We start from the raw sequence: 19,988 nt of genomic DNA, 5'->3' as shown, positions 1-19,988 counted from the left end.
ATTTAAATCGATACCCGATGTTGAAGAAAATCCTGGTTATTACAGGCATATTCCTGCTGGTCCTGGTTGTTTTTGCAGTAGCAGCACCCTTTATTTTCAGTGGAAAACTGAAAAGCCTGGCCAAAAAAGAAATGAATGAAAAGCTGAAGGCGAAGTCCGATTTCAAGGATGTGAACCTCTCTTTCTTCCGGCATTTTCCGAAAGTATCAGTCGGACTCGAAGACATGTACATTACCGGCCCGGATGCATTTGCAGGTGATACCCTGATCGCCGCAAACCGCATCGATGTGGCCGTGAACCTCTTCAGCCTGTTCGGCAGCGGCCCGATGGAAGTGACCCATGTGAGTCTCAACCAGCCCCGCATCCATGCCATCATCGCCAAGGATGGAAAGGTGAACTGGGACATCATGAAAGAAAGCGCCCCGGAAGAGACTACCGACACAAGCAGCTCAGGCTTCCAGATGGACCTGAAAAAATACGAGATCGTCGATGGTTATATCCGCTACGACGACGAGCAGGGCAACATGCACTTCACTGCTGCCAACCTCAACCACGAAGGCAGTGGTAACTTTAGTGCAGACCAGTTCCGGCTCAGCACCAGCACCAAAATTGACGCCGCAACATTCACTTTCGATGGCGTTCCTTATCTCAATAATACCAACACCTCACTTGATGCCGATTTCGATATCAACACCACCGACAGCAAATACAGCTTCAATGATGTAAAGCTTAAGCTGAACGAAATGGAACTGAATACGGAAGGATTCTTTCAACTCGTGAATGATTCCACGTATAATATGGATATAAAATTCAATACGCCCGGCAACGACTTCAAGAATATCCTGTCGCTCGTCCCTGGTATCTATACAAAAGAATTCAAGGACCTCAAGACCAGCGGTACAGCAGCATTTAATGGTTTTGTAAAGGGCATTTATACAACAGGTAAAATGCCCGCTTATAATGTAACGGCAAATATCAGGAACGGATCATTCCAGTATCCCGAATTGCCACAGCCGGTGCAGGATATCAACCTCGACGTTAAGGCTGCTAACGTGGATGGACAACCGGATAATATGGTAATTGAAATTCCACAGGCTACGCTGAAGTTCGGCAAGGAGCCATTCCAGTTCAGGCTATTGTATAAGCAACCCGAGACGGCACAATACGTCGACATGGCGGCAAAGGGAAAGCTTGACCTGGGAACAATCGGACAATTCATCAAGCTGGAAGGAGATACAAAGATCGGTGGACAGGTAAACGCCGACATCGAAGCGAAAGGAAACCTCAACGTAGTGCTGCAGCAGAAGCCCGGGCCATTCCAGGCAAAGGGACTGATCCAGCTAATCAACCTGATGTATGCATCGAAGGAGTTCCCGCAACCGATCAAGAATACGAATGCAACAATAGAAGTCAGCAACCCCGATGGAGTACCAGACCATACGGTCGTGAATATCCCGGCTGGACATGCAGAATTTGGTGACGATAAGGTCGACTTCACCCTTCACCTCACAAATCCAGCTACCGACCCGGCAGTTGACGGATCTGTAAAAGGTGGATTCCAACTGGACCGCGTGAAACAGTTCTACACTTTTGATGAAGGAGAAAGTCTTTCCGGCCGCCTCGCTGCAGACGTAAGTTTCAAAGGCAGGAAGTCCATGGTAGACCAGGAGAAATACGATGCCATCCAGACTTCGGGAAATGTGCAGCTCAGCAATGTATTGTATAAGACCAAAGATTACCCGGCAGGACTGGCCCTCCGGACCGCAAACCTCAACTTCACGCCAAAGGATATCAGCATCAGCAATGCAAACGGAAGTTTCCAGCAGACCAACTTCCAGGCAGATGGCCGGATCACTAACGCCATCGGCTATGCGCTGAAGGATGAACCACTAAGTGGTACCATGAACCTGGCGGCGGATAAGATCAACCTGAATAAATGGATGGGCACACCAACTTCAACGCCGGAACAGCCGGCAGAGGAAGGTCCCTCGAAACCATTCGAAGTGCCGGCCAACATCAACTTCAAGCTCAATGCCAATGCAGGCGAAGTGGTGTACGACCAGGTAAGCTATAAAGATGTGAAGGGCGGCGTGACCATCGCAAACGAAACGGTGAACCTGCAGGACCTTACCATGCAGGCGCTGGGCGGAAGCATCGGGCTGAACGGCTCCTACTCTACCCGCGAAAGCAAACTCAAGCCGGCGGTAAGTCTTGCCTACAAGCTCACCAACCTCGATGTGGAGCAGACTTTTAAATCATACAATACTATAAAGGCGCTGATGCCGGTAGGCCAGTTCATCTCGGGAAAGATCAATTCGGCACTGACCCTGAACGGACGCCTGGGTGAATCCATGATGCCGATACTGGAATCGTTGACCGGTAAAGGCACCCTGGCGCTGTTGCATGGATATATCAGCAAATTCAAACCGCTGGAAGAGATCTCATCCAAACTTAATATAAGCGAACTCGAGCGGATCGAGCTGAATGACCTCAAACAGCAGTTCGAGTTTGTGAATGGAAAAGTACTGGTGAAACCATTTAAGGTTAAGGTAACAGACATTGAAATGGAAGTAGGCGGTGTACATGGCGTTGACCAGTCGATCGATTACCTTATTAATATGAAAGTTCCCCGGGCGAAGCTGGGAAGCCAGGCTAACCAGTTCATTACCGGGCTGGCGGGCGACCTGGCGAAAAAGGGCTTACCTATCCAGCTGGGCGAAACCGTGAACCTGAAACTGGCCCTTGGCGGCACCATCAAGCAACCAAAACTCACCTATAACCTGATGGGTTCGTCGGGTAGTCTCGCCGGTGAGATGGAGCAAAAAGCAAAGAACGTGGCAGACAGCGTGATAGCTTCCACCAAAAAGCAGGCGGCCGATTCACTCGAAGCCGTTAAGCAGCAGGCGATAAAAGATGCAAAAAAAGCTGCAGAAGAGCAGATCTTCGGCAAAAAGGACACCACTTCCAAAGGGACATCCACGCCCAAACGAGCTGAAGAAGCGGCCAAAGGCATCCTGGAAGGACTGATCAAAAAGAAGAAGCCTGCAGCCGATACCACGAAGAAAAGTCCGTAAATAATTAAAAACCTCACTGGAAAGGGCACCTGCAAATAAACAGGTGCCCTTTTTTGGCTTTTCCCCCTTATTTTTGCCCACTCTAAATTTTTGTTAACTAGCTTTTCTTTATGGACAAATTGTTTTACCTGGTCCCGGCAATGGGTGTGATCGGATTGCTGTACACCTTTATCAAATTTGCCTGGGTATCAAAACAGGATGCCGGCTCTGACCGCATGCAGGAGATCAGTAACCACATCGCAGAGGGCGCTATGGCATTCCTCCGCGCCGAGTGGAAGATCCTGACATATTTCGTAGTGATAGTGGCGATCCTCCTGGGCTTCATGGCCAGCCGCAACGAACATTCACACTGGTTTATCGCCATCGCTTTCATTGTCGGTGCCGTATTCAGTGCGCTTGCAGGTTTCATCGGGATGAAAGTAGCCACCAAGGCTAACGTTCGTACCACACATGCTGCCCGTACCAGCCTTGCCAAAGCATTGCAGGTATCTTTCACCGGTGGTTCAGTAATGGGACTCGGTGTTGCAGGTCTTGCTGTACTTGGACTTGGAAGCGTGTTCATCGTGCTGGTTCAATATTTTGCACCTTCTCTCTCTGCCGATAATCAGCTGGTGGCAAAAGCCATCGAAGTGCTGACCGGGTTCTCACTTGGCGCTGAGTCCATCGCCCTCTTTGCGCGTGTAGGTGGTGGTATCTATACAAAGGCTGCCGACGTTGGTGCTGACCTCGTAGGTAAAGTAGAAGCCGGTATCCCTGAAGATGATCCGCGTAACCCTGCCACCATCGCCGATAACGTAGGTGATAACGTAGGTGACGTTGCCGGTATGGGTGCCGATCTTTTCGGTTCCTATGTAGCAACCGTTCTGGCTACGATGGTACTCGGACAGGAAACCATTGCAACCGACAGTTTCAACGGTTTTTCTCCCATCCTGCTTCCCATGCTGATCGCAGGTGTAGGAATCCTCTTCTCTATTGTTGGTACCTGGTTCGTTCGCATCTCTGACAGCGCAGGCATCAGCACTGACGTTGTTCAAAAAGCATTGAACATGGGTAACTGGGGTTCTATCGTTCTTACTGCAATTGCCTCATTCTTCCTCGTTCAATATATCCTCCCTGACAATACGCTCAGCCTTCGTGGCTTCGAGTTCACCCGCATGGATGTGTTCTACGCCATCGTAGTAGGTCTCGTGGTAGGTACGTTGATGAGTATTATTACCGAATACTACACAGCTATGGGCAAGCGCCCGGTGAACACCATCATCAGGCAGTCTGCAACAGGTCACGCCACTAACGTGATCGGTGGTCTCGCAGTTGGTATGGAATCTACATTCCTGCCCACCCTTGTACTGGCAAGTGGTATCTACGGTTCATATTATTTCGCAGGTCTCTACGGTGTTGCGATTGCAGCTGCCGGTATGATGGCTACTACTGCGATGCAGCTTGCGATCGATGCTTTCGGTCCTATCGCTGACAACGCCGGCGGTATCGCCGAAATGAGCGAGCTTCCCAAAGAAGTTCGTGAGAAGACCGACGTTCTCGATGCAGTTGGTAACACCACTGCAGCTACCGGTAAAGGTTTCGCCATCGCTTCTGCTGCCCTTACCGCCCTCGCGCTCTTCGCTGCGTTTGTAGGTGTTGCCGGTATCAGCGGTATCGATATCTATAAAGCGGATGTACTTGCCTGTTTGTTCGTGGGTGGTATGATCCCCTTCATCTTCTCTTCCCTCGCGATCCGCGCGGTTGGTGAAGCGGCCATGGCGATGGTGGAAGAAGTTCGTCGCCAGTTCCGTACCATCCCCGGTATCATGGAAGGAACAGGAAAACCGGAGTACGACAAGTGCGTGGCTATCTCTACAGATGCTTCCATCAAGAAGATGCTTGCTCCAGGTGCATTTGCCATCATCTCTCCTCTCGTGATCGGTTTCATCTTCGGACCCGAAGCACTCGGCGGATTCCTCGCAGGTGCTACTGTAAGTGGTGTACTGATGGGAATGTTCCAGAACAACGCCGGTGGTGCATGGGACAATGCGAAGAAATCTTTCGAGAAAGGTGTTACCATCAATGGTGAAGTATATTATAAAAAGTCAGAACCCCATAAGGCATCCGTAACCGGTGATACTGTAGGTGATCCGTTCAAGGACACTTCCGGTCCGTCAATGAACATCCTCATCAAACTGATGAGTATCGTTTCACTGGTAATCGCGCCGACCCTGAAAGATCTTCACATGACCAACGGAAGCGACGCTTCTGCGCAGGTTGTGGAGAAGAAAATGGAGATCAGGCTTGCAGATGCAGCGAATACTGAACATGCTGAGCACGCAACAGAAGCACTCGCTCCAGTTGCAGCCGACGATGTAAACAAGTTTGCTGAAGTCCTGAAAGCTGACGGTTTTGTGAAAGATGGTAAGCTCGCAGTTGAATTCAAAAAAGGCGAGTTGACGATCAACGGCGAAAAGCAATCTGCAGACGCTGTTAAGAAATACGAAAATTTCCTTTCTGCAGGCAGAGATTTTTCTTTTTCGATTAGCGAGGAAAAGAAATAGTTCGTAGTTTTGATTTAGAAACTAATCAAGTCCAAATACCAAAAGCCCCGATGTGTCTACACCGGGGCTTTTCTTTTGCCCCACCTTCACTTATTCACTTACTCCTGATTGACTCATCGACAAATCGCATCCTTGCAGGCATTTTAACATTTCATGTTTACGAAACTAATCGTATATTGAGGTCAAATTGCATGACTATGGCTGCAACGAAGTATATCAAACCAACTGAAAGCGAACTGGAGATCCTGCAGGTACTGTGGACCAGGGGACTTGCAAGTGTCCGTGAGGTCCATGAAGAACTGGCCCTCACAAAGGATGTCGGTTATACCACCACCCTCAAGCTGATGCAGATCATGCATGAGAAGGGATTGGTAAAACGCGACGATTCTGTAAAAACACATATTTACCAGGCTGCGGTTAGCCGGGAGAAAACACAGAAGCACCTGTTGGGAAAAATGATCGATGGACTGTTTGGCGGTTCATCCACCCAGTTAGTATTGCAGGCGCTCGGTAACCACAAGGCTTCAGCGCAGGAGTTGGAAGAGATTCAACACCTTTTAAACAACTTAAAAAAGCAATAATATGCCAAACCATCCCCAGGCTGCTTTTCTCGAAGCGCTGGGCTGGACTCTTCTGAACAGTTGGTGGCAGTTTGGGATTTTGTGGGTTCTGTATCTGTTCCTGAAAAAGGTCTTGCCGCGACTTACTGCTTCAAATCGATATTCACTTTCCCTGCTTTTCCTCGTAGCAGGGATGGGTTGGTCGGTTGCTTCTTTCCTGCTCCGGTTTACCAACATTCTCGAAAGCGGGTACCAGGTGGGTTCCTACACAAACGATGAGCTGCACGGCGTTTATGCCAGCATCAGCTACTGGATCCAGCTTTCTTCACCTTATATTTCAGTAGTGTACCTCGTTTGGCTGGCGGTACGACTGATACAGTTTTCCAAAATTCTTTATGTAACGGGAAAGATCAGGACGACCGGGCTCCGGAAAGCGCCGGTTGAATGGCGTCTCTACCTTAATAAAATGTGCGGACAGATGAATATCCGTTCCGTGCAGTTCTGGCTGTCCGACAGGATCGACACCCCGCTGATCCTCGGCTGGCTGAAGCCCATGATCCTCCTCCCAGTATCTGCCATAAACCAGTTAACACCCGACCAGCTCGAAGCCATCCTGATCCATGAGCTTGCCCATATTAAACGAAATGATTATTTCTGGAACCTGGTGGTAGCGATAGCAGAAGTGATCTTCTTCTATAATCCATTCACCCGCAACCTGGTTGCTGCGATCCGCGAGGAGCGCGAACATTCCTGCGACGATTGGGTGCTGCAGTTTCCGTTCAGTCCTGACCAGTATGCCTATGCGCTCCTGAAACTGGAGCAGCACCGTACAAAGGACCAATCCCAGTTACTGCTCGCAGCGCGTGGCAGTCACCGGAACGTATTGCTCATCCGCGTACAGCGGATGCTGAAACTGCCCGTTGCACCGCAGCGCAACATGAAGATGGCCGTACTGGCCGGACTCACTGGTATTGTTTGCCTGCTTGCCCTCGTTCAGCCGCAGCGCGAGATCCGCCAGTTGATCCGCAATGTGGTTACACCGCTTGCGAGCCGCGAAAATAGCGACTACATCAGGAGTGTTTCCTTCAACCCGCAGCAGGCCGCCACCCAAATAGTAAATGAATCCAAACCGCGGACAGCCAACCCGGCCTACCAGGTAAACGCGGTTAATACTCAGCCATCACAACCCGCCCTGGCCCTGTCCGTCCCTGCGAAGAATCCGCAATTGGTGCTTTCCCCCGTGGAATGGGTAGCGACAATGGATGAAGACGATGAAGAAGACCAGGCGACCGCCTTTACCCCCGCTACGAATGTGGTGGTTGAAGACCGCTCCTTCTCCCTCCCGGAAAAGCAGGTAGCTCAGCCGGTAGACGTGCTGATCACTACTACCCTGCCCTATGTTCCCCGCAACAGTTTCCAGGCAGGAAGTATCGATACCACTGTTCCTACCTCAGTCCAGGGTCGTGTATCCCTGACCGTGAAGGCTAAGGAAGCAGCTGTGCAGGCGCAGATGGCTCTCCAACAACTGGATTTTGAAAAGCTGAAGATCCAGCTTGAGCTCCACGGCAAAACACCGGAAGCCATCCAGCTCGAGCTCGAAAAAGCCCTTGCCCGGATCGACTGGAACAAAGTACAGCAGGATGCTTCCAAAGCAGTTAAGCAGATGGAAAAGCAACTCGCAGACCAGAAAGTGCAGCTTGAATTGCACCTTAAGAGCCAGCAGGATTACCAGCGCAGAATCCAGCGCGAGCAGGAACGCGAATACTTCCGCGTGAATGAGTGCGAGAGCAAAAAGACTGAAACCAAGAAAGCCACCTGCAACAAGAAGAAAGTGGTATACCTGTAAGAACAGGGATTACGATAAATAAGAATGCTTAATTGATCTCCGCACCGGGCCTGCCAGCCCGGTGTTTTTTTTTTGCGCCTTCATGAAATAGCCAGATTAACCGGTTATAATCGGCTGGGTTTAGCCAATAAGGTTACCTTTCACGTTCAACAATTAAAGTATATGAAGGCGACACTTAAAGTCATTCTGAAAAAAGGCAAGGATGATTACGGTGCCTGGGTGGAAGGCAGAAGTCGATCCGGGAAGCCATAGATCTTTACAAGAAATACAACAGCCAAGTCCCTGAGATATTACTTAAAGACTATAAGATCGTTTTTATAATTCGGAATTAAGAGAGACTATTGAGGGTTACACTGTACGACTTGATTCTTCCAAAGTCCGGGCTTTTACACAAAGTTCCAGGACTTCCAAATCGTAAGTTTACGAACAATGTAAAGGCTGCAAAAATTGAAAGAGCAGGATTGAACTGCGACGTTTTCCCCAAAATGCTGCACCATGTCTACCCCGATTTCTGCTGGGATGATTGACATTAATCTTTAATATCAGCACCCCGTAAACGAAGCTGATTTCAGAAGTTCACCAACCTTGTAAACCCCGAAAATTAAAAAATGGACGGGTCTTTAAATGGTCGAGACACCCCTTGCTGATCCAAAACACCACTTCCTAACGGGCATCCCCAACCAGTCTTTTTACCCCCGACAGCCCCTCGCAAAACATCAGATCGAGGATCGAAAGTCCGGGCAAAAAACCGACCCGGTCTTCAAAAACCTGGGAGTAGCGAAACCGGTTTTCATCACCATGGAGCCAGTTTCCGGAGTTCGAGGGATGAAAATAATCTGTAAAATTTACCACACCGTCCGCGCCTGGGGCACTCTCATTTTCGGGAGCCTGACCACCATTTCCGGGCAGCCTGGCCACGTCAACCGTCACCGGCAGGTCCAGCTTTTCATTCATCCACTCAAAGCAGGCCAGGTTCCAGTCGAAGAGGTAGTCCACCGGTTTCTCATACAATGCTGCCAATTCGTCGCGGTAATGCTCGAACCAGGGTGACCGGTTATAACAGGAGACCAGCGCCCTGAAGTGTTCGGTCTGCCAACGACCCGGAACGATCCTCACGTCCTTGTATACCTGCTTTTCATTTCGCGCATCAACGATGGGGACGGACAAATTCATCCGGCCCTCAGCGCCCGCAATCCATAAACGATTGCGAAAACCCATTTTTCGATGTTTTTCGTATTCACTAAATTCTACATGCGTGTATTTATATACTTTTTTATACCAATAAACACTTCCAAAGTATTGTAAATCAATTATTAACGTACTCATATTTAATCCTTTGAGATGCACTTTAAATCTGTCCTGTTTAACTCCGGTCAAGCGTAAATTGAAGCGACAAATTAAGTACTAAAAAACATCGTTATATCTTGTATTTAATTCTAAATAAACACTTTACGAACTTTTTTTAACTGCTAAGATTATTGGCTTATCCTATTACCCTTTAAATATGAGGTCAACTCCCCGCCTGCCAAATTTCTTGGCGTTAAAGATATGGCATTGTTCCATATTGAATTTGCTGTTAAATCATTTATCTCCTATTTTGCCTTAATTATGATCAACAGCACGAGAAGCCCCAAGAGGGCTACCCAGATCCTCCTGGCAGCAGCTACCCTGTTCGCCTTCGCCTCCTGTAAGCAACCGGAGATCCCGGAGTACCAGGCGTTCGAGAACTTTACCATCAGTAAGATTGGGATGAAAGAATCTGTCGTTTCGGCAGACCTTAAATATTATAACCCGAACAACTACCCGCTGCAGCTGAAGCGTGCAGACCTGGCAATTGCCATAAACAACAAGTCGGTTGGCACCACCACGCTCGACACGCTGATCACCATTCCGAAGAAGGACACGTTTTACGTACCGGTAAAAATGAAAGTAGACGTTAAGCAGTTATTGAGCAATGCGCTAACCCTTCTGATGAGTGACGAGATCGATGTGAAGGTGAACGGAACGGTCCGTTTGGGCAGGTCAGGCTTCTTCATAAACATGCCGGTGAACTATGCCGGGAAGCAAAAATTGGAGTGGTAAAATTGGCCCTAAGGGGCGCAAAATAAAAAACCCGGTCGGAGGTCCGACCGGGTCACAGGAACCGTTTTTAGACGGTTCTTTTTTTGTCCTATTGTTTCTTCATGCCGCCGCCATCTTCCGGCTTTTTGCAGCACTTGGGAAGCCTGTTGTAAGTTTCTTCATTGGCGGTTACATCGTCCGCATCATAGCCAACATTGGCGATGGCGGTCTTGATATTCTCGATGTTTGTACGATCGGTGTAAAAACTCACCTTCGTAGTTTTACGTTTATAATCCACCACGGCAGAAGCCACTCCGTCTTCTTTATCCAGGAAAGCTTCGATCCGTTTTTTGCACATGTCGCACTGAACGGTCGGGGTTTTGATCACAGCCGTTTGCAGCGCCTTTTTGCTTTGCGCCATCGTGGCGGTCCCGATAGCCAGTACGGCAACCAGGAGCAGGTACAGTTTTTTCATTCGTAAGCAATTTTATCCAAGGTACTAAAGTCCGGTCCAGTTTGCGGGGTCCTCCCTCCATTTTAACAGAATCGGTTCCGCAGCACTATCGATAATCCCCTTTTCGAGGGCCAAAGAGATCATGTTTTCGTAGTTGGTTAGGGAACGGTAAGGAACCCCGGCATCGGCGAAAGCCTTGTCGGCCACCCCGAACCCATAGGTAAAGATGGAGATCATGCCCATTACCTCAAGTCCGGCGGCACGGAGAACGTCCACTACCTGCAGGCTGCTCTTCCCGGTCGAGATCAGGTCTTCCACCACAACCACTTTCTGCCCCGGCTCATAGTTCCCTTCGATCTGGTTTCCCAGTCCATGCTCCTTCGGCTTTGGTCGTACATACATGTAAGGAAGCTTCAGTTGGTCGGCAGCCATGGCCCCCCAGGCAATGCCCGCAGTTGCCACACCCGCGAGGACGTCCGAATCCGGGAACTCGCTGAAGATCACATTACACATTTCAGACTTGATAAAATCTCGGATATACGGAAAGGATAGTACCTTCCGGTTGTCACAGTAAATGGGGCTCTTCCAACCGCTTGCCCAGGTGAAAGGCTGGTCGGGACTCAACCTGACTGCATTACTCTGGAGCAAACGCTCGGCGACTGCTTTTTCGTTCGACTTCATATTAACTTTATTCAACTTTGCGTGAAATGATAGTGGCGCAAAAATACCCATAGCCTTTATGTACATCAAAATCTATTTTGGCGATAAACCCCTCTTCCTCTGTGATGACATCACCCCCGACCTCGAACCCTTCCTTCACCACGACGACGCGGTGTTCATCGATGAGTTCTCCACGCCCGCCCTCAAATCGATGATCTACGAAATGGAGCTGCCCGGGATTCATGCGGGAATCCTGAAGCACAACGACCTGCAGGCGCTGAAAAAGGCTTTCTGGAAGAAGTTTACCATCATCCAGGCCGGTGGCGGCGCCGTATGGAACGAGAAGCATGCCCTGCTCTTCATCCATCGCCGGGGGAAATGGGACCTTCCCAAGGGCAAACTCGACGAAGGCGAAACCATCGAGCATTGCGCCGTCCGTGAGGTTGAAGAAGAAACCGGCCTGCAGGGCGCAAGTATCACGCGGCCCCTGCTCACGACCTACCACACCTACCACGAAAGTGGCAAGCACATTTTAAAGGAAACCGTTTGGTTTGAAATGAAGATCAAGGGTGACCAGCACCTTAAACCACAAACTGAAGAGGATATCCATGCCGCCGAATGGCTGGCCAAAAAAGACTGGGGAAAGGTGAATGGGAATACATTCCCCTCCATAAGAGATGTGATAATTGCCTTGGGTGAACGCCGCAGTTAAGTTGGTATGTCCGTGCGCTTTAAGATCGCAACGGTCAGCCGCGACACACAAACCAGCTTGTGCTTCTCGTCAACGATCCTGATCTCCCACACATGTGTAGAGGCGCCACGGTGAAGCGGCTTCGCTGTTCCGATCACAAAGCCATTGCGCGCACTGCGGATATGGTTCGCATTCACCTCAACACCTACGGCCATGAACTTCGACGTATCAACCGACATCGCCGCACCCACGCTGCCAAGGGTTTCGGCCAGCACAACGGACGCACCGCCATGCAGCAACCCGTAGGGCTGGCTGGTACGGTGGTCAACAGGCATGCGCGCACGAAGAAAATCGCCGCCAATCTCTACCCACTCGATACCCAGGTGTTCGGCCATATTGCCGGCACCGAGCCGGGTAAGGTCATCAAGGTTAAGTGATTGATTGTGCCAGATCACGGACATGTTTAACCGATTAAATGGTTAGCTGATTTGATGAAGGCTCTTATATACAGCTTCAGGGATAAACTGGGAAACATCGCCATGGTTCCGGATAATATCGCGCACAATAGTGGAAGCGACAGATGTATACTTGGGCTCGCCCGTTAAAAAGATCGTTTCAATGTTCTTGTCCATCGTCCGGTTCGCATCCGCGATCGTTTTCTCATATTCAAAATCGCTCACATACCGGATTCCGCGCAGGATGAACCGGGCACCGATCTCCTGGCAGAACTTAACGGTCAGCCCTTCATACACCGCACCTTCCACTTTCGGCTCCTTTTCAAAAATCTCGCTGATCCATAACAGTCTCTGTTCGGCAGAGAACATGGGCGCCTTGGCGGCATTGAGGCCGACCCCGATGATGATCTTGTCGAACAATGGCAAAGCGCGGTTCACGATGTCAACATGCCCCAGCGTAATGGGATCGAAGGTTCCGGGAAACAGGCAGATCTTCATATAGTAGTTGGTTGTACTTCTCTTCCGGCCAGCAGGTACAGTACCGCCATGCGGACGGCAACCCCGTTTTCAACCTGCTGGAGAATAAGGGACTGGCCACTATCGGCCACATCACTGTCGAGTTCCACACCCCTGTTGATTGGTCCGGGGTGCATGACAAGGATTTTTTTACCTAGACTGTCAAGCATACTGCGCTTCACACCATAAGCCAGGTTGTATTCCCGCAGCGAGGAGAACAGCACCTGGTTCTGCCGCTCGAGCTGGATCCGCAGCACGTTGGCCACATCACACCACTCCAGCGCCTTGCGGAGGTCATATTCCACCCTCAAATCAAAAGCTTCAGCCATATGTTTCGGGATCAGGGTAGGCGGACCAGCCACTGTTACCTCTGCACCCATTTTTTTCAGGAGATAAATATTACTCAGGGCAACCCGTGAGTGCATGATGTCACCGATGATCGCGATCTTCTTCCCTTCCAGCGAGCCCAGGTTTTCGCGGATCGAAAACGCATCGAGCAGTGCCTGCGTCGGGTGTTCATTGATGCCGTCGCCGGCATTCACGATCGCAGCAGGAATGTGTTTGGCCAGGAAGTGCGGCGCGCCACTGGCACTGTGCCGCATCACAACCATATCCACCTTCATGCTGAGGATATTGTTCACGGTATCGAGCAGGGTCTCTCCTTTTGATACGGATGAACCGCTCGCAGTAAAATTGATGGTATCGGCACTCAGCCTTTTTTCCGCAAGCTCAAACGAAATGCGGGTACGCGTCGAGCTTTCATAAAAGAGATTCACGATGGTAACATCGCGGAGGGAAGGCACTTTCTTGATCGGTCGCTGAAGTACTTCCTTGAACTGGGTGGCCGTATCTAAAATTAATTGAATATCCTGGGGGGAAAGCTCTCTAATGCCGAGGAGATGTTTTGTACTAAGTCGCATTAGGATGCAAAGTTAATCGTTAGAGTAATACCACTTCATCCTTTCCATGATTTTCCTTCCAGTAAACTTTCACGCGCTGCGAAACGATGGAATCGATCGCCTTGCCGGAATAGTCTGGCTGAATAGGAAGCTCGCGGCTGAACCTGCGGTCTATCAGCACACAAAGCTCCACTTTCCGCGGCCTGCCGAAATCAATCAGTGCATCAAGCGCCGCACGGATGGTGCGACCGGTATACAGCACATCATCAATGATGATCACTTTTTTATTTTCAACAGAAAACGGGATATCGGTCTGGTTGGCTACGGGCAGACTATTACGCACGTCATCGCGGTAGAACGTAATGTCAAGAATTCCATATTGAAGCGAAGTCTCTGGCCGCAGGCTGCGGATCTCCTGCGCAATCCTTTCGCTCAGCCACACCCCCCGCGGCTGGATGCCAATGATGCAGACCTCAGACAGATCGGAATTGTTTTCAAGGATCTGGTGACTGAGTCTCTTTATTGTCAATGCCAGCTGGTCACCGGTTAGAATGGTCTTCAATGATTCAAATTTTCGCTAAAATACTAAAGCTGCGCCAACCTGTACCATCTTCCTTAGATATTCAAATGCAAATGGGAGCCGAAGCTCCCATTTACTGTTGTTGATTAAAAAATTAATCGGGAAGTTATTTTCCACCAAATACATAGAAAACGCCAACCTGGATTACGCCGTTGCGAAGTTTGCCATCACCTTCATCAGGCAGGTTGCTAAGGCCGAAATTGTAACGACCATTAACGCCGAAGCCCTGGGCGAACTGGTAACCAACACCAAGTCCCCATGAGAAGTCGATCGACTTCAGGTCTTCCTTGATGTCTACTGATTCACCTTCGCCTTTCATTTTTGCAGAAGCAAGGATCCCCAGTTGAGGGCCTGTTTCAGCAAAGAAACCAGAAGCAGTGTGGTACTGGAACATAACAGGTACGTTGATGTAGCTGAGGTTCATTTTTGTCTCGAATGTTTCTCCTGCGAAGCTTTCCTCGGATTTCGCACCCTGTGTTGAGAACAGGATTTCGGGTTGGATTTTAAAGCTTTCAGCGATAGACAAGCGGGCAAATGCACCTGCATTAACACCAATCTTCATTTTGGCGTCCTCGGCATCTTCACCAACGATGTTGGCGATATTCGCTCCGGCTTTAACACCAAACTGAACCTGGGCTTTAGCAGTACCAATGGCAGCTGCACACAAGAAAACTAAAAACGCTTTTTTCATGATAAGAAATTTATTGCGATGCTATAAACGTAATGCATACCCGAATAGTATGCAGGCTCTCTTAAGAATGTGAAAATAAACTGTTAAAGCGCGGACATATTATAAAAAAAAACGGGAGACCAAAAGGCCTCCCGCTAAATCCAATACGTTATGGTAACGATTACTTTGCGTTGAAGATGTAGAACACACCAGCCTGCAGTACGCGGTTGTATGCCCTTGCATCACCACCATCATCAAGACGGCTCAAACCAAGGTTGAAACGGCCGTTTACACCAAACTGTGGTGTAAAGTGATAGCCTGCTCCGAAGCCCCAGCTGAAATCAAGTACGTTACGGGAATCTTTGATGTCGTGTGAATCACCATCATGCTTTGTCTTTGCAGAAAGCATGAATCCGAGCTGTGGACCAGTTTCGCCGTACAGGCCGAAATCAGTATGGTACTGGAACATTGCAGGGATATTCAGGTAGTTGAAGTTATACCTGATCCTTTCGCCTTCGTAAGTGTTTTCGGTAATAGCACCTTGAGTGGAGAATACCAACTCCGGCTGGATCTTAAACTGTTGGGTGATGGGGATGCGAACCAGTCCGCCAAGATGGAAACCAGGCTTTCCACGCAGTCCGTCAGAATCTTCGCCACCGACAGTGGAAACATTCATACCGCCCTTAACACCGAACTCAACCTGTGCCTTGGCTGAAACTAACGCAGCCGAACACACTAGAACTAAAAATAGTTTCTTCATGGGAATACTTGATTTTTTACGGGCGCAAGAAACACAATAAAATTGAAAAGTAAAAACATTAAGGCAAAAAAAAGACGCTCCACTGCGGAGCGTCCTCTATATTATTCACTTATTGACTTATTGTTCCTGTAAGAACGGATATCTATAGTCAACCGGCGGATTAAACGTTTCCTTAATTGTTCTTGCACTCAACCAACGATAAAGGTTGATCATCGATCCTGCCTTATCGTTAGTACCGCTTCCGCGTGCACCACCGAATGGTTGTTGTCCAACTACCGCACCTGTCGGTTTGTCGTTGATATAGAAGTTACCTGCTGAGTTACGCAGCACATTTGTTGCCAGCTCTACAGCCGCGCGGTCCTGTGCAATGATAGAACCGGTAAGCGCGTAAGGAGAAGTTGTATCAACAAGGTTCAATGCTTTTTCGAACTGGTTCGCATCGTACACATAAATCGTCAGTACGGGTCCGAACAGCTCTTCGCACATTGTCACATACTTCGGATCGCGGGTTTCGATAACCGTTGGCTCAATGAAGAAACCTTTACGTTTATCGCAGGTACCACCAACAAGGATCTTTGCCTTGCGGTCTTTCTTTGCGTTATCGATATACTTCTTCAGTTTGTCGTAGCTTCTTTCATCGATCACGGCATTAACGAAGTTGGTGAAGTCTTCAACGCTTCCCATCTTCATGCTCTGGATCTGCTCAACGAGCTTTTTCTTAACCGCATCTGCAATGTTGGAAGGAATATATGCGCGTGATGCAGCAGAACATTTTTGTCCCTGGAACTCGAATGCACCACGGGCCAGCGCTGTAGCTACCACATCCGGATCCGCACTGCGGTGTGCGATCACAAAATCCTTTCCACCTGTCTCCCCTACTATGCGCGGGTAAGAACGGTACTTCGAAATATTGGCACCGATCGTGGACCACATCGTATTGAATACACCTGTTGAACCGGTGAAGTGTACGCCGGCAAAATCTGGGTGATTGAAACATACTTCGCCGAGGGTCGGACCATCTACATAAATCAGGTTGATCACACCGTCGGGCAATCCAGCTTCCTGCAGAATGCGCATGAACATCTGTGCAGAATAGATCTGCGTGTGTGCAGGCTTCCAAACTACAGTATTACCGCACATCGCTGCTGATGTAGGCAGGTTACCACCGATCGCAGTGAAGTTGAATGGAGTGATAGCGAGCACGAAACCTTCGAGCGGGCGCCATTCCATCCGGTTATGCATTCCGGGTGAACTGATGGGCTGCTGCTTATAGATCTCGCTGAGGAAGTGTACGTTGAATTTCAGGAAGTCGATGAGCTCGCAGGCTGCATCGATCTCTGCCTGGAAAATATTTTTGCTTTGACCGAGCATGGTGGTACCGTTCATATATGGACGATACTTCGTTGCGATCAGGTCGGCCGCGCGGAGAAAGATATTGGCACGGGTTTCCCAGCTCATCGCTGCCCATGACTCTTTAGCTTTCAGCGCTGCGTCGATAGCCTGGCGCACATGTTTTTCTTCACCTTCATGGTAGTACCCGAGCACGTGGTTTCTTTCGTGCGGCGGATTCAATGCAATGCGATTGCCTGTCCGTACCGCCCTGCCACCGATATACATCGGCACATCAGCTTCTTTTTTCTTTAACTCGGCGAGTACTTTTTTCAATCGCAGTTTTTCCGGTGACCCTGGTGCATAGCTCAGCACTGGTTCGTTTACCGGAAGCGGGTAAGAAAAATATCCCAAACTCATGTTTACTGTTTTATAGTTCTGTTAGGTTATTAGTTGACCTCGTCTGCCGAAGCTTTAGCCTACGCCTTCGCTTAAGCTACGGCGTACAAGGAAGGCATATGCGCTTCTTTGCGTCTTTGCGTGAAACACTTAAACTGGTTCCTCTTCTTTCTGGCTCATCAGGTAGGCCTTAATGAAACCATCGAGTTCCCCATCCATCACGGGTTGCACGTTGCCGACTTCAAAATCGGTACGGTGGTCCTTGATCATTTTATAAGGGTGGAAGACATAGCTCCTGATCTGGCTGCCCCACTCGATCTTCTTCTTGCTGGCGTTGGTAGCGTTTTTCGCCTCTTCGCGCCGGCGAAGTTCCTCTTCGTAGAGTCGGCTCTTCAGCATCTGCATGGCCTTCTCGCGGTTACCCAGCTGCGTACGTTCGGTCTGGCAGATCACCACGATGCCTGTCGCCAGGTGGGTAAGCATCACCTTCGTTTCCACCTTGTTTACGTTCTGTCCACCCGCACCACCGCTTCGTGAAGTTTCCATTTTCACTTCACTGTCTTTCACTTCAATTTCAATGGTATCGTCAACGAGTGGATATACGAACACAGAGGCGAATGAGGTGTGCCTGCGGGCGTTGGAGTCGAATGGTGAGATCCTTACCAGGCGGTGTACGCCGCTTTCCCCTTTGAGGAAGCCGTAGGCAAATGGACCATCAAACTGGAAGGTTGCACTCTTGATACCGGCGCCGTCACCGTCCTGCCAGTCGAGTTCGGTAACGCTCCAGCCCTGCTTTTCGCCGTACATGCGGTACATGCGTGAAAGGATCTGGGCCCAATCCTGGCTTTCCGTTCCGCCTGCGCCGCTGTTGATCTGCACGACTGCCGGCAGTTCGTCCTCGGGCTGGTTGAGGGTGCTCTTGAATTCAGCTTCTTCTATCCTTTCGAGCGATGTATCATAAGCCACTTTCACTTCCTCTTCTGCAGCCTCGCCGGCTTTCCAGAATTCGTAGAGCACGGCAAAGTCTTCCACTGCCGTTTCCACTTCGTTGAAGAGGTTGATCCAGTACTCATGTACTTTGATCTCTTTCAGGATAGCAGTTGCGCGCTGGTTATCATCCCAGAATCCGGGCGATAGGGTCAGTTGTTTGTCTTGTTGGATCTTGTCAGTTCGGTTAGCGACGTCAAAGAAACCTCCTTAGAACCGAAACCCGCTCCCGTAATGTTTTCAAATTTTCTTGTGTCATAGCGGTTGCAAAGATATTGGGAAATGCTTTATTTTCATGAGGCATAATAAATACACCATGAAGAAACTGGCTGCCTGCATTGCTGTCATGTTGATTACATATATACAACCAAATGTTAAAGCAGCGGCGGTGAAGCCTCTCCACGAGGTGCCTTCAGCCCAGGCTGATAGCGCCGCGCTGGCAATTGCAGACCAATCCATAGCCGATTTCAAGGCGCTCGATAAAAAGGAAAAGAAAAGCCGTTTCCGGGCAGTTAAAAAATTGTTGAAAGAGTACCGCGCGGAAATGAGGGCCGGGACAGATGACGAAAATTCTTCAGGTGTAGTACTGCTGGCCATCCTTGCGATCCTGGTGCCGCCGTTGGCGATTTACCTGAAAGAGCGCAATTTCACCTGGAAGTTCTGGCTCAGCCTTGCTTTGATGGTGGTAGGCATCATCTTCTTTTCATCACTGGCATTTTTGTGGCTGTTTGCAGCTGCGCTAGCCTTGCTTACAGTGTTCGATATTCTTTAACAGTACTTTCAACTCCACACCGGCAATGCAGTCGTATCTTGCATTGTCATTATATAATACCTGTCAGATAATGCAGAGACTGAAACTATATTTCCCCCTATTATTAATGTCCGCCATGCAGCTGTTCAGCAGTTGTGCGCAGAAAGAAAACCCAAACAGAACCATGAGCAATGATGTCGCTTACGCTTCGTATGGAAGCACGGACACTGCTACACTTGGTGCAGGCTGTTTCTGGTGTGTAGAGGCAGTGTTCCAGCAATTGAACGGTGTACATAAGGTGTCTTCCGGTTATTCCGGTGGCCACGTAAAGAATCCGACCTACGAGCAGGTATGTGAAAAGAATACCGGCCATGCAGAGGTGATCCAGGTAGTATATGATCCGCAGGTGATCAGTTTTGATGAGTTGCTGGAAGTGTTCTGGCAGACCCATGATCCCACCACCCTGAATCGCCAGGGCAATGATACGGGTCCCCAATACCGCAGTGCCATCTTCTATCACAACGAGGAGCAGAAGCAGAAAGCTTTACACTACAAGGAGCAGCTCAATGAGAGCGGTGCCTTCAAGGATCCCATCATCACCGAGATCGCGCCTTTCAAGAATTTCTACGAAGCCGAAGATTACCACCAGAATTATTACCTGAACAACGGCTCGCAGCCTTATTGTTACTTCGTTATCCGTCCCAAACTGGAGAAGTTTGAGAAAGTGTTCAAGGATAAGATGAAGAAGTTCAA

The 19,988-nt window shown here is 49.3% G+C and carries 19 protein-coding genes; 8 read left to right on the top strand and 11 right to left on the bottom strand.

Annotated elements, in window-relative coordinates; all coding sequences use genetic code 11:
* Positions 1 to 17: 17 nt before the first annotated feature.
* The 4 genes from OI18_RS15780 to OI18_RS15765 all read left to right on the top strand — a co-directional run bounded on the left by OI18_RS15780 (position 18) and on the right by OI18_RS15765 (position 8,023).
* Positions 18 to 3,074, top strand: coding sequence for an AsmA family protein (locus OI18_RS15780; RefSeq protein ID WP_039141516.1), 3,057 nt, complete (start codon positions 18 to 20; stop codon positions 3,072 to 3,074).
* 110 nt (positions 3,075 to 3,184) lie between these two features.
* Positions 3,185 to 5,617 (top strand): sodium-translocating pyrophosphatase, encoded by a 2,433-nt coding sequence (locus tag OI18_RS15775; protein WP_052273284.1) that lies wholly within the window; start codon positions 3,185 to 3,187, stop codon positions 5,615 to 5,617.
* Between the two features lie 197 nt (positions 5,618 to 5,814).
* Entirely contained in the window at positions 5,815 to 6,198 is a 384-nt protein-coding gene (locus OI18_RS15770) for a BlaI/MecI/CopY family transcriptional regulator (protein ID WP_039141515.1), read from the top strand.
* A 1-nt stretch (position 6,199) separates the two neighbouring features.
* Positions 6,200 to 8,023, top strand: coding sequence for a M56 family metallopeptidase (locus tag OI18_RS15765; protein ID WP_039141513.1), 1,824 nt, complete (start codon positions 6,200 to 6,202; stop codon positions 8,021 to 8,023).
* Positions 8,024 to 8,686: 663 nt separating this feature from the next.
* On the opposite strand, the gene OI18_RS15755 is transcribed toward OI18_RS15765, so the two are convergent.
* A complete protein-coding gene (locus tag OI18_RS15755; RefSeq protein WP_152616852.1) occupies positions 8,687 to 9,349 on the bottom strand; it encodes a WbqC family protein in 663 nt (220 codons plus the stop codon).
* Positions 9,350 to 9,631: 282 nt separating this feature from the next.
* Between OI18_RS15755 and OI18_RS15750 the strand changes: the two genes are divergently transcribed.
* Positions 9,632 to 10,105 carry an LEA/WHy family protein gene (locus OI18_RS15750; protein ID WP_160290247.1) on the top strand — a complete coding sequence of 158 codons (474 nt, stop codon included), beginning with the start codon at positions 9,632 to 9,634 and terminating at the stop codon, positions 10,103 to 10,105.
* Between the two features lie 88 nt (positions 10,106 to 10,193).
* Here OI18_RS15750 and OI18_RS15745 read toward each other — a convergent pair whose 3' ends face one another.
* Both OI18_RS15745 and pyrE read right to left on the bottom strand, forming a co-directional pair.
* The gene (locus tag OI18_RS15745; RefSeq protein ID WP_039141506.1) at positions 10,194 to 10,559 is read right to left on the bottom strand and encodes a heavy-metal-associated domain-containing protein; all 366 of its coding nucleotides are present in this window, start codon (positions 10,557 to 10,559) and stop codon (positions 10,194 to 10,196) included.
* A gap of 24 nt (positions 10,560 to 10,583) precedes the next feature.
* Entirely contained in the window at positions 10,584 to 11,219 is a 636-nt protein-coding gene (pyrE, locus tag OI18_RS15740) for an orotate phosphoribosyltransferase (RefSeq protein ID WP_039141709.1), read from the bottom strand.
* Positions 11,220 to 11,277: 58 nt separating this feature from the next.
* Here pyrE and OI18_RS15735 point away from each other — a divergent pair, with 58 nt between their 5' ends.
* Entirely contained in the window at positions 11,278 to 11,910 is a 633-nt protein-coding gene (locus OI18_RS15735; protein WP_039141504.1) for an NUDIX hydrolase, read from the top strand.
* Here OI18_RS15735 and OI18_RS15730 read toward each other — a convergent pair.
* The 8 genes from OI18_RS15730 to prfB all read right to left on the bottom strand — a co-directional run bounded on the left by OI18_RS15730 (position 11,907) and on the right by prfB (position 18,743).
* Complete coding sequence (locus OI18_RS15730; RefSeq protein ID WP_039141502.1) at positions 11,907 to 12,350, bottom strand: hotdog fold thioesterase; 444 nt, start codon at positions 12,348 to 12,350, stop codon at positions 11,907 to 11,909. The genes OI18_RS15735 and OI18_RS15730 overlap by 4 nt on opposite strands.
* An 18-nt stretch (positions 12,351 to 12,368) precedes the next feature.
* A complete protein-coding gene (coaD, locus tag OI18_RS15725) occupies positions 12,369 to 12,842 on the bottom strand; it encodes a pantetheine-phosphate adenylyltransferase (protein ID WP_039141500.1) in 474 nt (157 codons plus the stop codon).
* A complete protein-coding gene (locus OI18_RS15720; RefSeq protein WP_039141499.1) occupies positions 12,839 to 13,780 on the bottom strand; it encodes an aspartate carbamoyltransferase catalytic subunit in 942 nt (313 codons plus the stop codon). The genes coaD and OI18_RS15720 overlap by 4 nt, the downstream gene beginning before the upstream one ends.
* 19 nt (positions 13,781 to 13,799) lie before the next feature.
* Positions 13,800 to 14,321, bottom strand: a complete 522-nt coding sequence (gene pyrR / locus OI18_RS15715; RefSeq protein ID WP_039141497.1) for a bifunctional pyr operon transcriptional regulator/uracil phosphoribosyltransferase PyrR — start codon at positions 14,319 to 14,321, stop codon at positions 13,800 to 13,802.
* Between the two features lie 124 nt (positions 14,322 to 14,445).
* Positions 14,446 to 15,030 carry a porin family protein gene (locus tag OI18_RS15710; protein WP_039141495.1) on the bottom strand — a complete coding sequence of 195 codons (585 nt, stop codon included), beginning with the start codon at positions 15,028 to 15,030 and terminating at the stop codon, positions 14,446 to 14,448.
* Between the two features lie 160 nt (positions 15,031 to 15,190).
* A complete protein-coding gene (locus OI18_RS15705; protein ID WP_072039029.1) occupies positions 15,191 to 15,769 on the bottom strand; it encodes a porin family protein in 579 nt (192 codons plus the stop codon).
* A 117-nt stretch (positions 15,770 to 15,886) separates the two neighbouring features.
* Complete coding sequence (gene pruA, locus OI18_RS15700) at positions 15,887 to 17,518, bottom strand: L-glutamate gamma-semialdehyde dehydrogenase (protein ID WP_039141492.1); 1,632 nt, start codon at positions 17,516 to 17,518, stop codon at positions 15,887 to 15,889.
* Between the two features lie 129 nt (positions 17,519 to 17,647).
* Positions 17,648 to 18,743, bottom strand: a protein-coding gene (prfB, locus tag OI18_RS15695; protein WP_338030055.1) for a peptide chain release factor 2 whose coding sequence is annotated in 2 segments (ribosomal slippage) — positions 17,648 to 18,682 and positions 18,684 to 18,743 — 1,095 coding nt in all. Because the reading frame shifts where the segments join, the coding sequence is not laid out codon by codon here.
* A 57-nt stretch (positions 18,744 to 18,800) separates the two neighbouring features.
* Between prfB and OI18_RS15690 the strand changes: the two genes are divergently transcribed.
* Together OI18_RS15690 and msrA are read left to right on the top strand one after the other, a co-directional pair.
* The gene (locus OI18_RS15690) at positions 18,801 to 19,256 is read left to right on the top strand and encodes a YqaE/Pmp3 family membrane protein (protein WP_072039028.1); all 456 of its coding nucleotides are present in this window, start codon (positions 18,801 to 18,803) and stop codon (positions 19,254 to 19,256) included.
* 115 nt (positions 19,257 to 19,371) lie between these two features.
* On the top strand, positions 19,372 to 19,988 hold a 617-nt coding region (gene msrA, locus OI18_RS15685), incomplete at its 3' end, for a peptide-methionine (S)-S-oxide reductase MsrA (protein WP_240312784.1).

Source organism: Flavihumibacter solisilvae (genome assembly GCF_000814475.1).
Lineage (GTDB): Bacteria > Bacteroidota > Bacteroidia > Chitinophagales > Chitinophagaceae > Flavihumibacter > Flavihumibacter solisilvae.
This window is presented reverse-complemented; position numbering and strand designations above follow the sequence as displayed.

Coding starts and splice junctions, on each gene's coding strand:
- pruA (WP_039141492.1), bottom strand. CDS start 17,518: ATGAGTTTGGGATATTTTTCTTACCCGCTTCCGGTAAACGAACCAGTG.
- OI18_RS15730 (WP_039141502.1), bottom strand. CDS start 12,350: ATGTCCGTGATCTGGCACAATCAATCACTTAACCTTGATGACCTTACC.
- OI18_RS15690 (WP_072039028.1), top strand. CDS start 18,801: ATGAAGAAACTGGCTGCCTGCATTGCTGTCATGTTGATTACATATATA.
- OI18_RS15770 (WP_039141515.1), top strand. CDS start 5,815: ATGGCTGCAACGAAGTATATCAAACCAACTGAAAGCGAACTGGAGATC.
- OI18_RS15775 (WP_052273284.1), top strand. CDS start 3,185: ATGGACAAATTGTTTTACCTGGTCCCGGCAATGGGTGTGATCGGATTG.
- OI18_RS15705 (WP_072039029.1), bottom strand. CDS start 15,769: ATGAAGAAACTATTTTTAGTTCTAGTGTGTTCGGCTGCGTTAGTTTCA.
- OI18_RS15720 (WP_039141499.1), bottom strand. CDS start 13,780: ATGCGACTTAGTACAAAACATCTCCTCGGCATTAGAGAGCTTTCCCCC.
- coaD (WP_039141500.1), bottom strand. CDS start 12,842: ATGAAGATCTGCCTGTTTCCCGGAACCTTCGATCCCATTACGCTGGGG.
- OI18_RS15755 (WP_152616852.1), bottom strand. CDS start 9,349: ATGAGTACGTTAATAATTGATTTACAATACTTTGGAAGTGTTTATTGG.
- OI18_RS15780 (WP_039141516.1), top strand. CDS start 18: ATGTTGAAGAAAATCCTGGTTATTACAGGCATATTCCTGCTGGTCCTG.
- pyrE (WP_039141709.1), bottom strand. CDS start 11,219: ATGAAGTCGAACGAAAAAGCAGTCGCCGAGCGTTTGCTCCAGAGTAAT.
- OI18_RS15735 (WP_039141504.1), top strand. CDS start 11,278: ATGTACATCAAAATCTATTTTGGCGATAAACCCCTCTTCCTCTGTGAT.
- OI18_RS15710 (WP_039141495.1), bottom strand. CDS start 15,030: ATGAAAAAAGCGTTTTTAGTTTTCTTGTGTGCAGCTGCCATTGGTACT.
- OI18_RS15765 (WP_039141513.1), top strand. CDS start 6,200: ATGCCAAACCATCCCCAGGCTGCTTTTCTCGAAGCGCTGGGCTGGACT.
- OI18_RS15750 (WP_160290247.1), top strand. CDS start 9,632: ATGATCAACAGCACGAGAAGCCCCAAGAGGGCTACCCAGATCCTCCTG.
- OI18_RS15745 (WP_039141506.1), bottom strand. CDS start 10,559: ATGAAAAAACTGTACCTGCTCCTGGTTGCCGTACTGGCTATCGGGACC.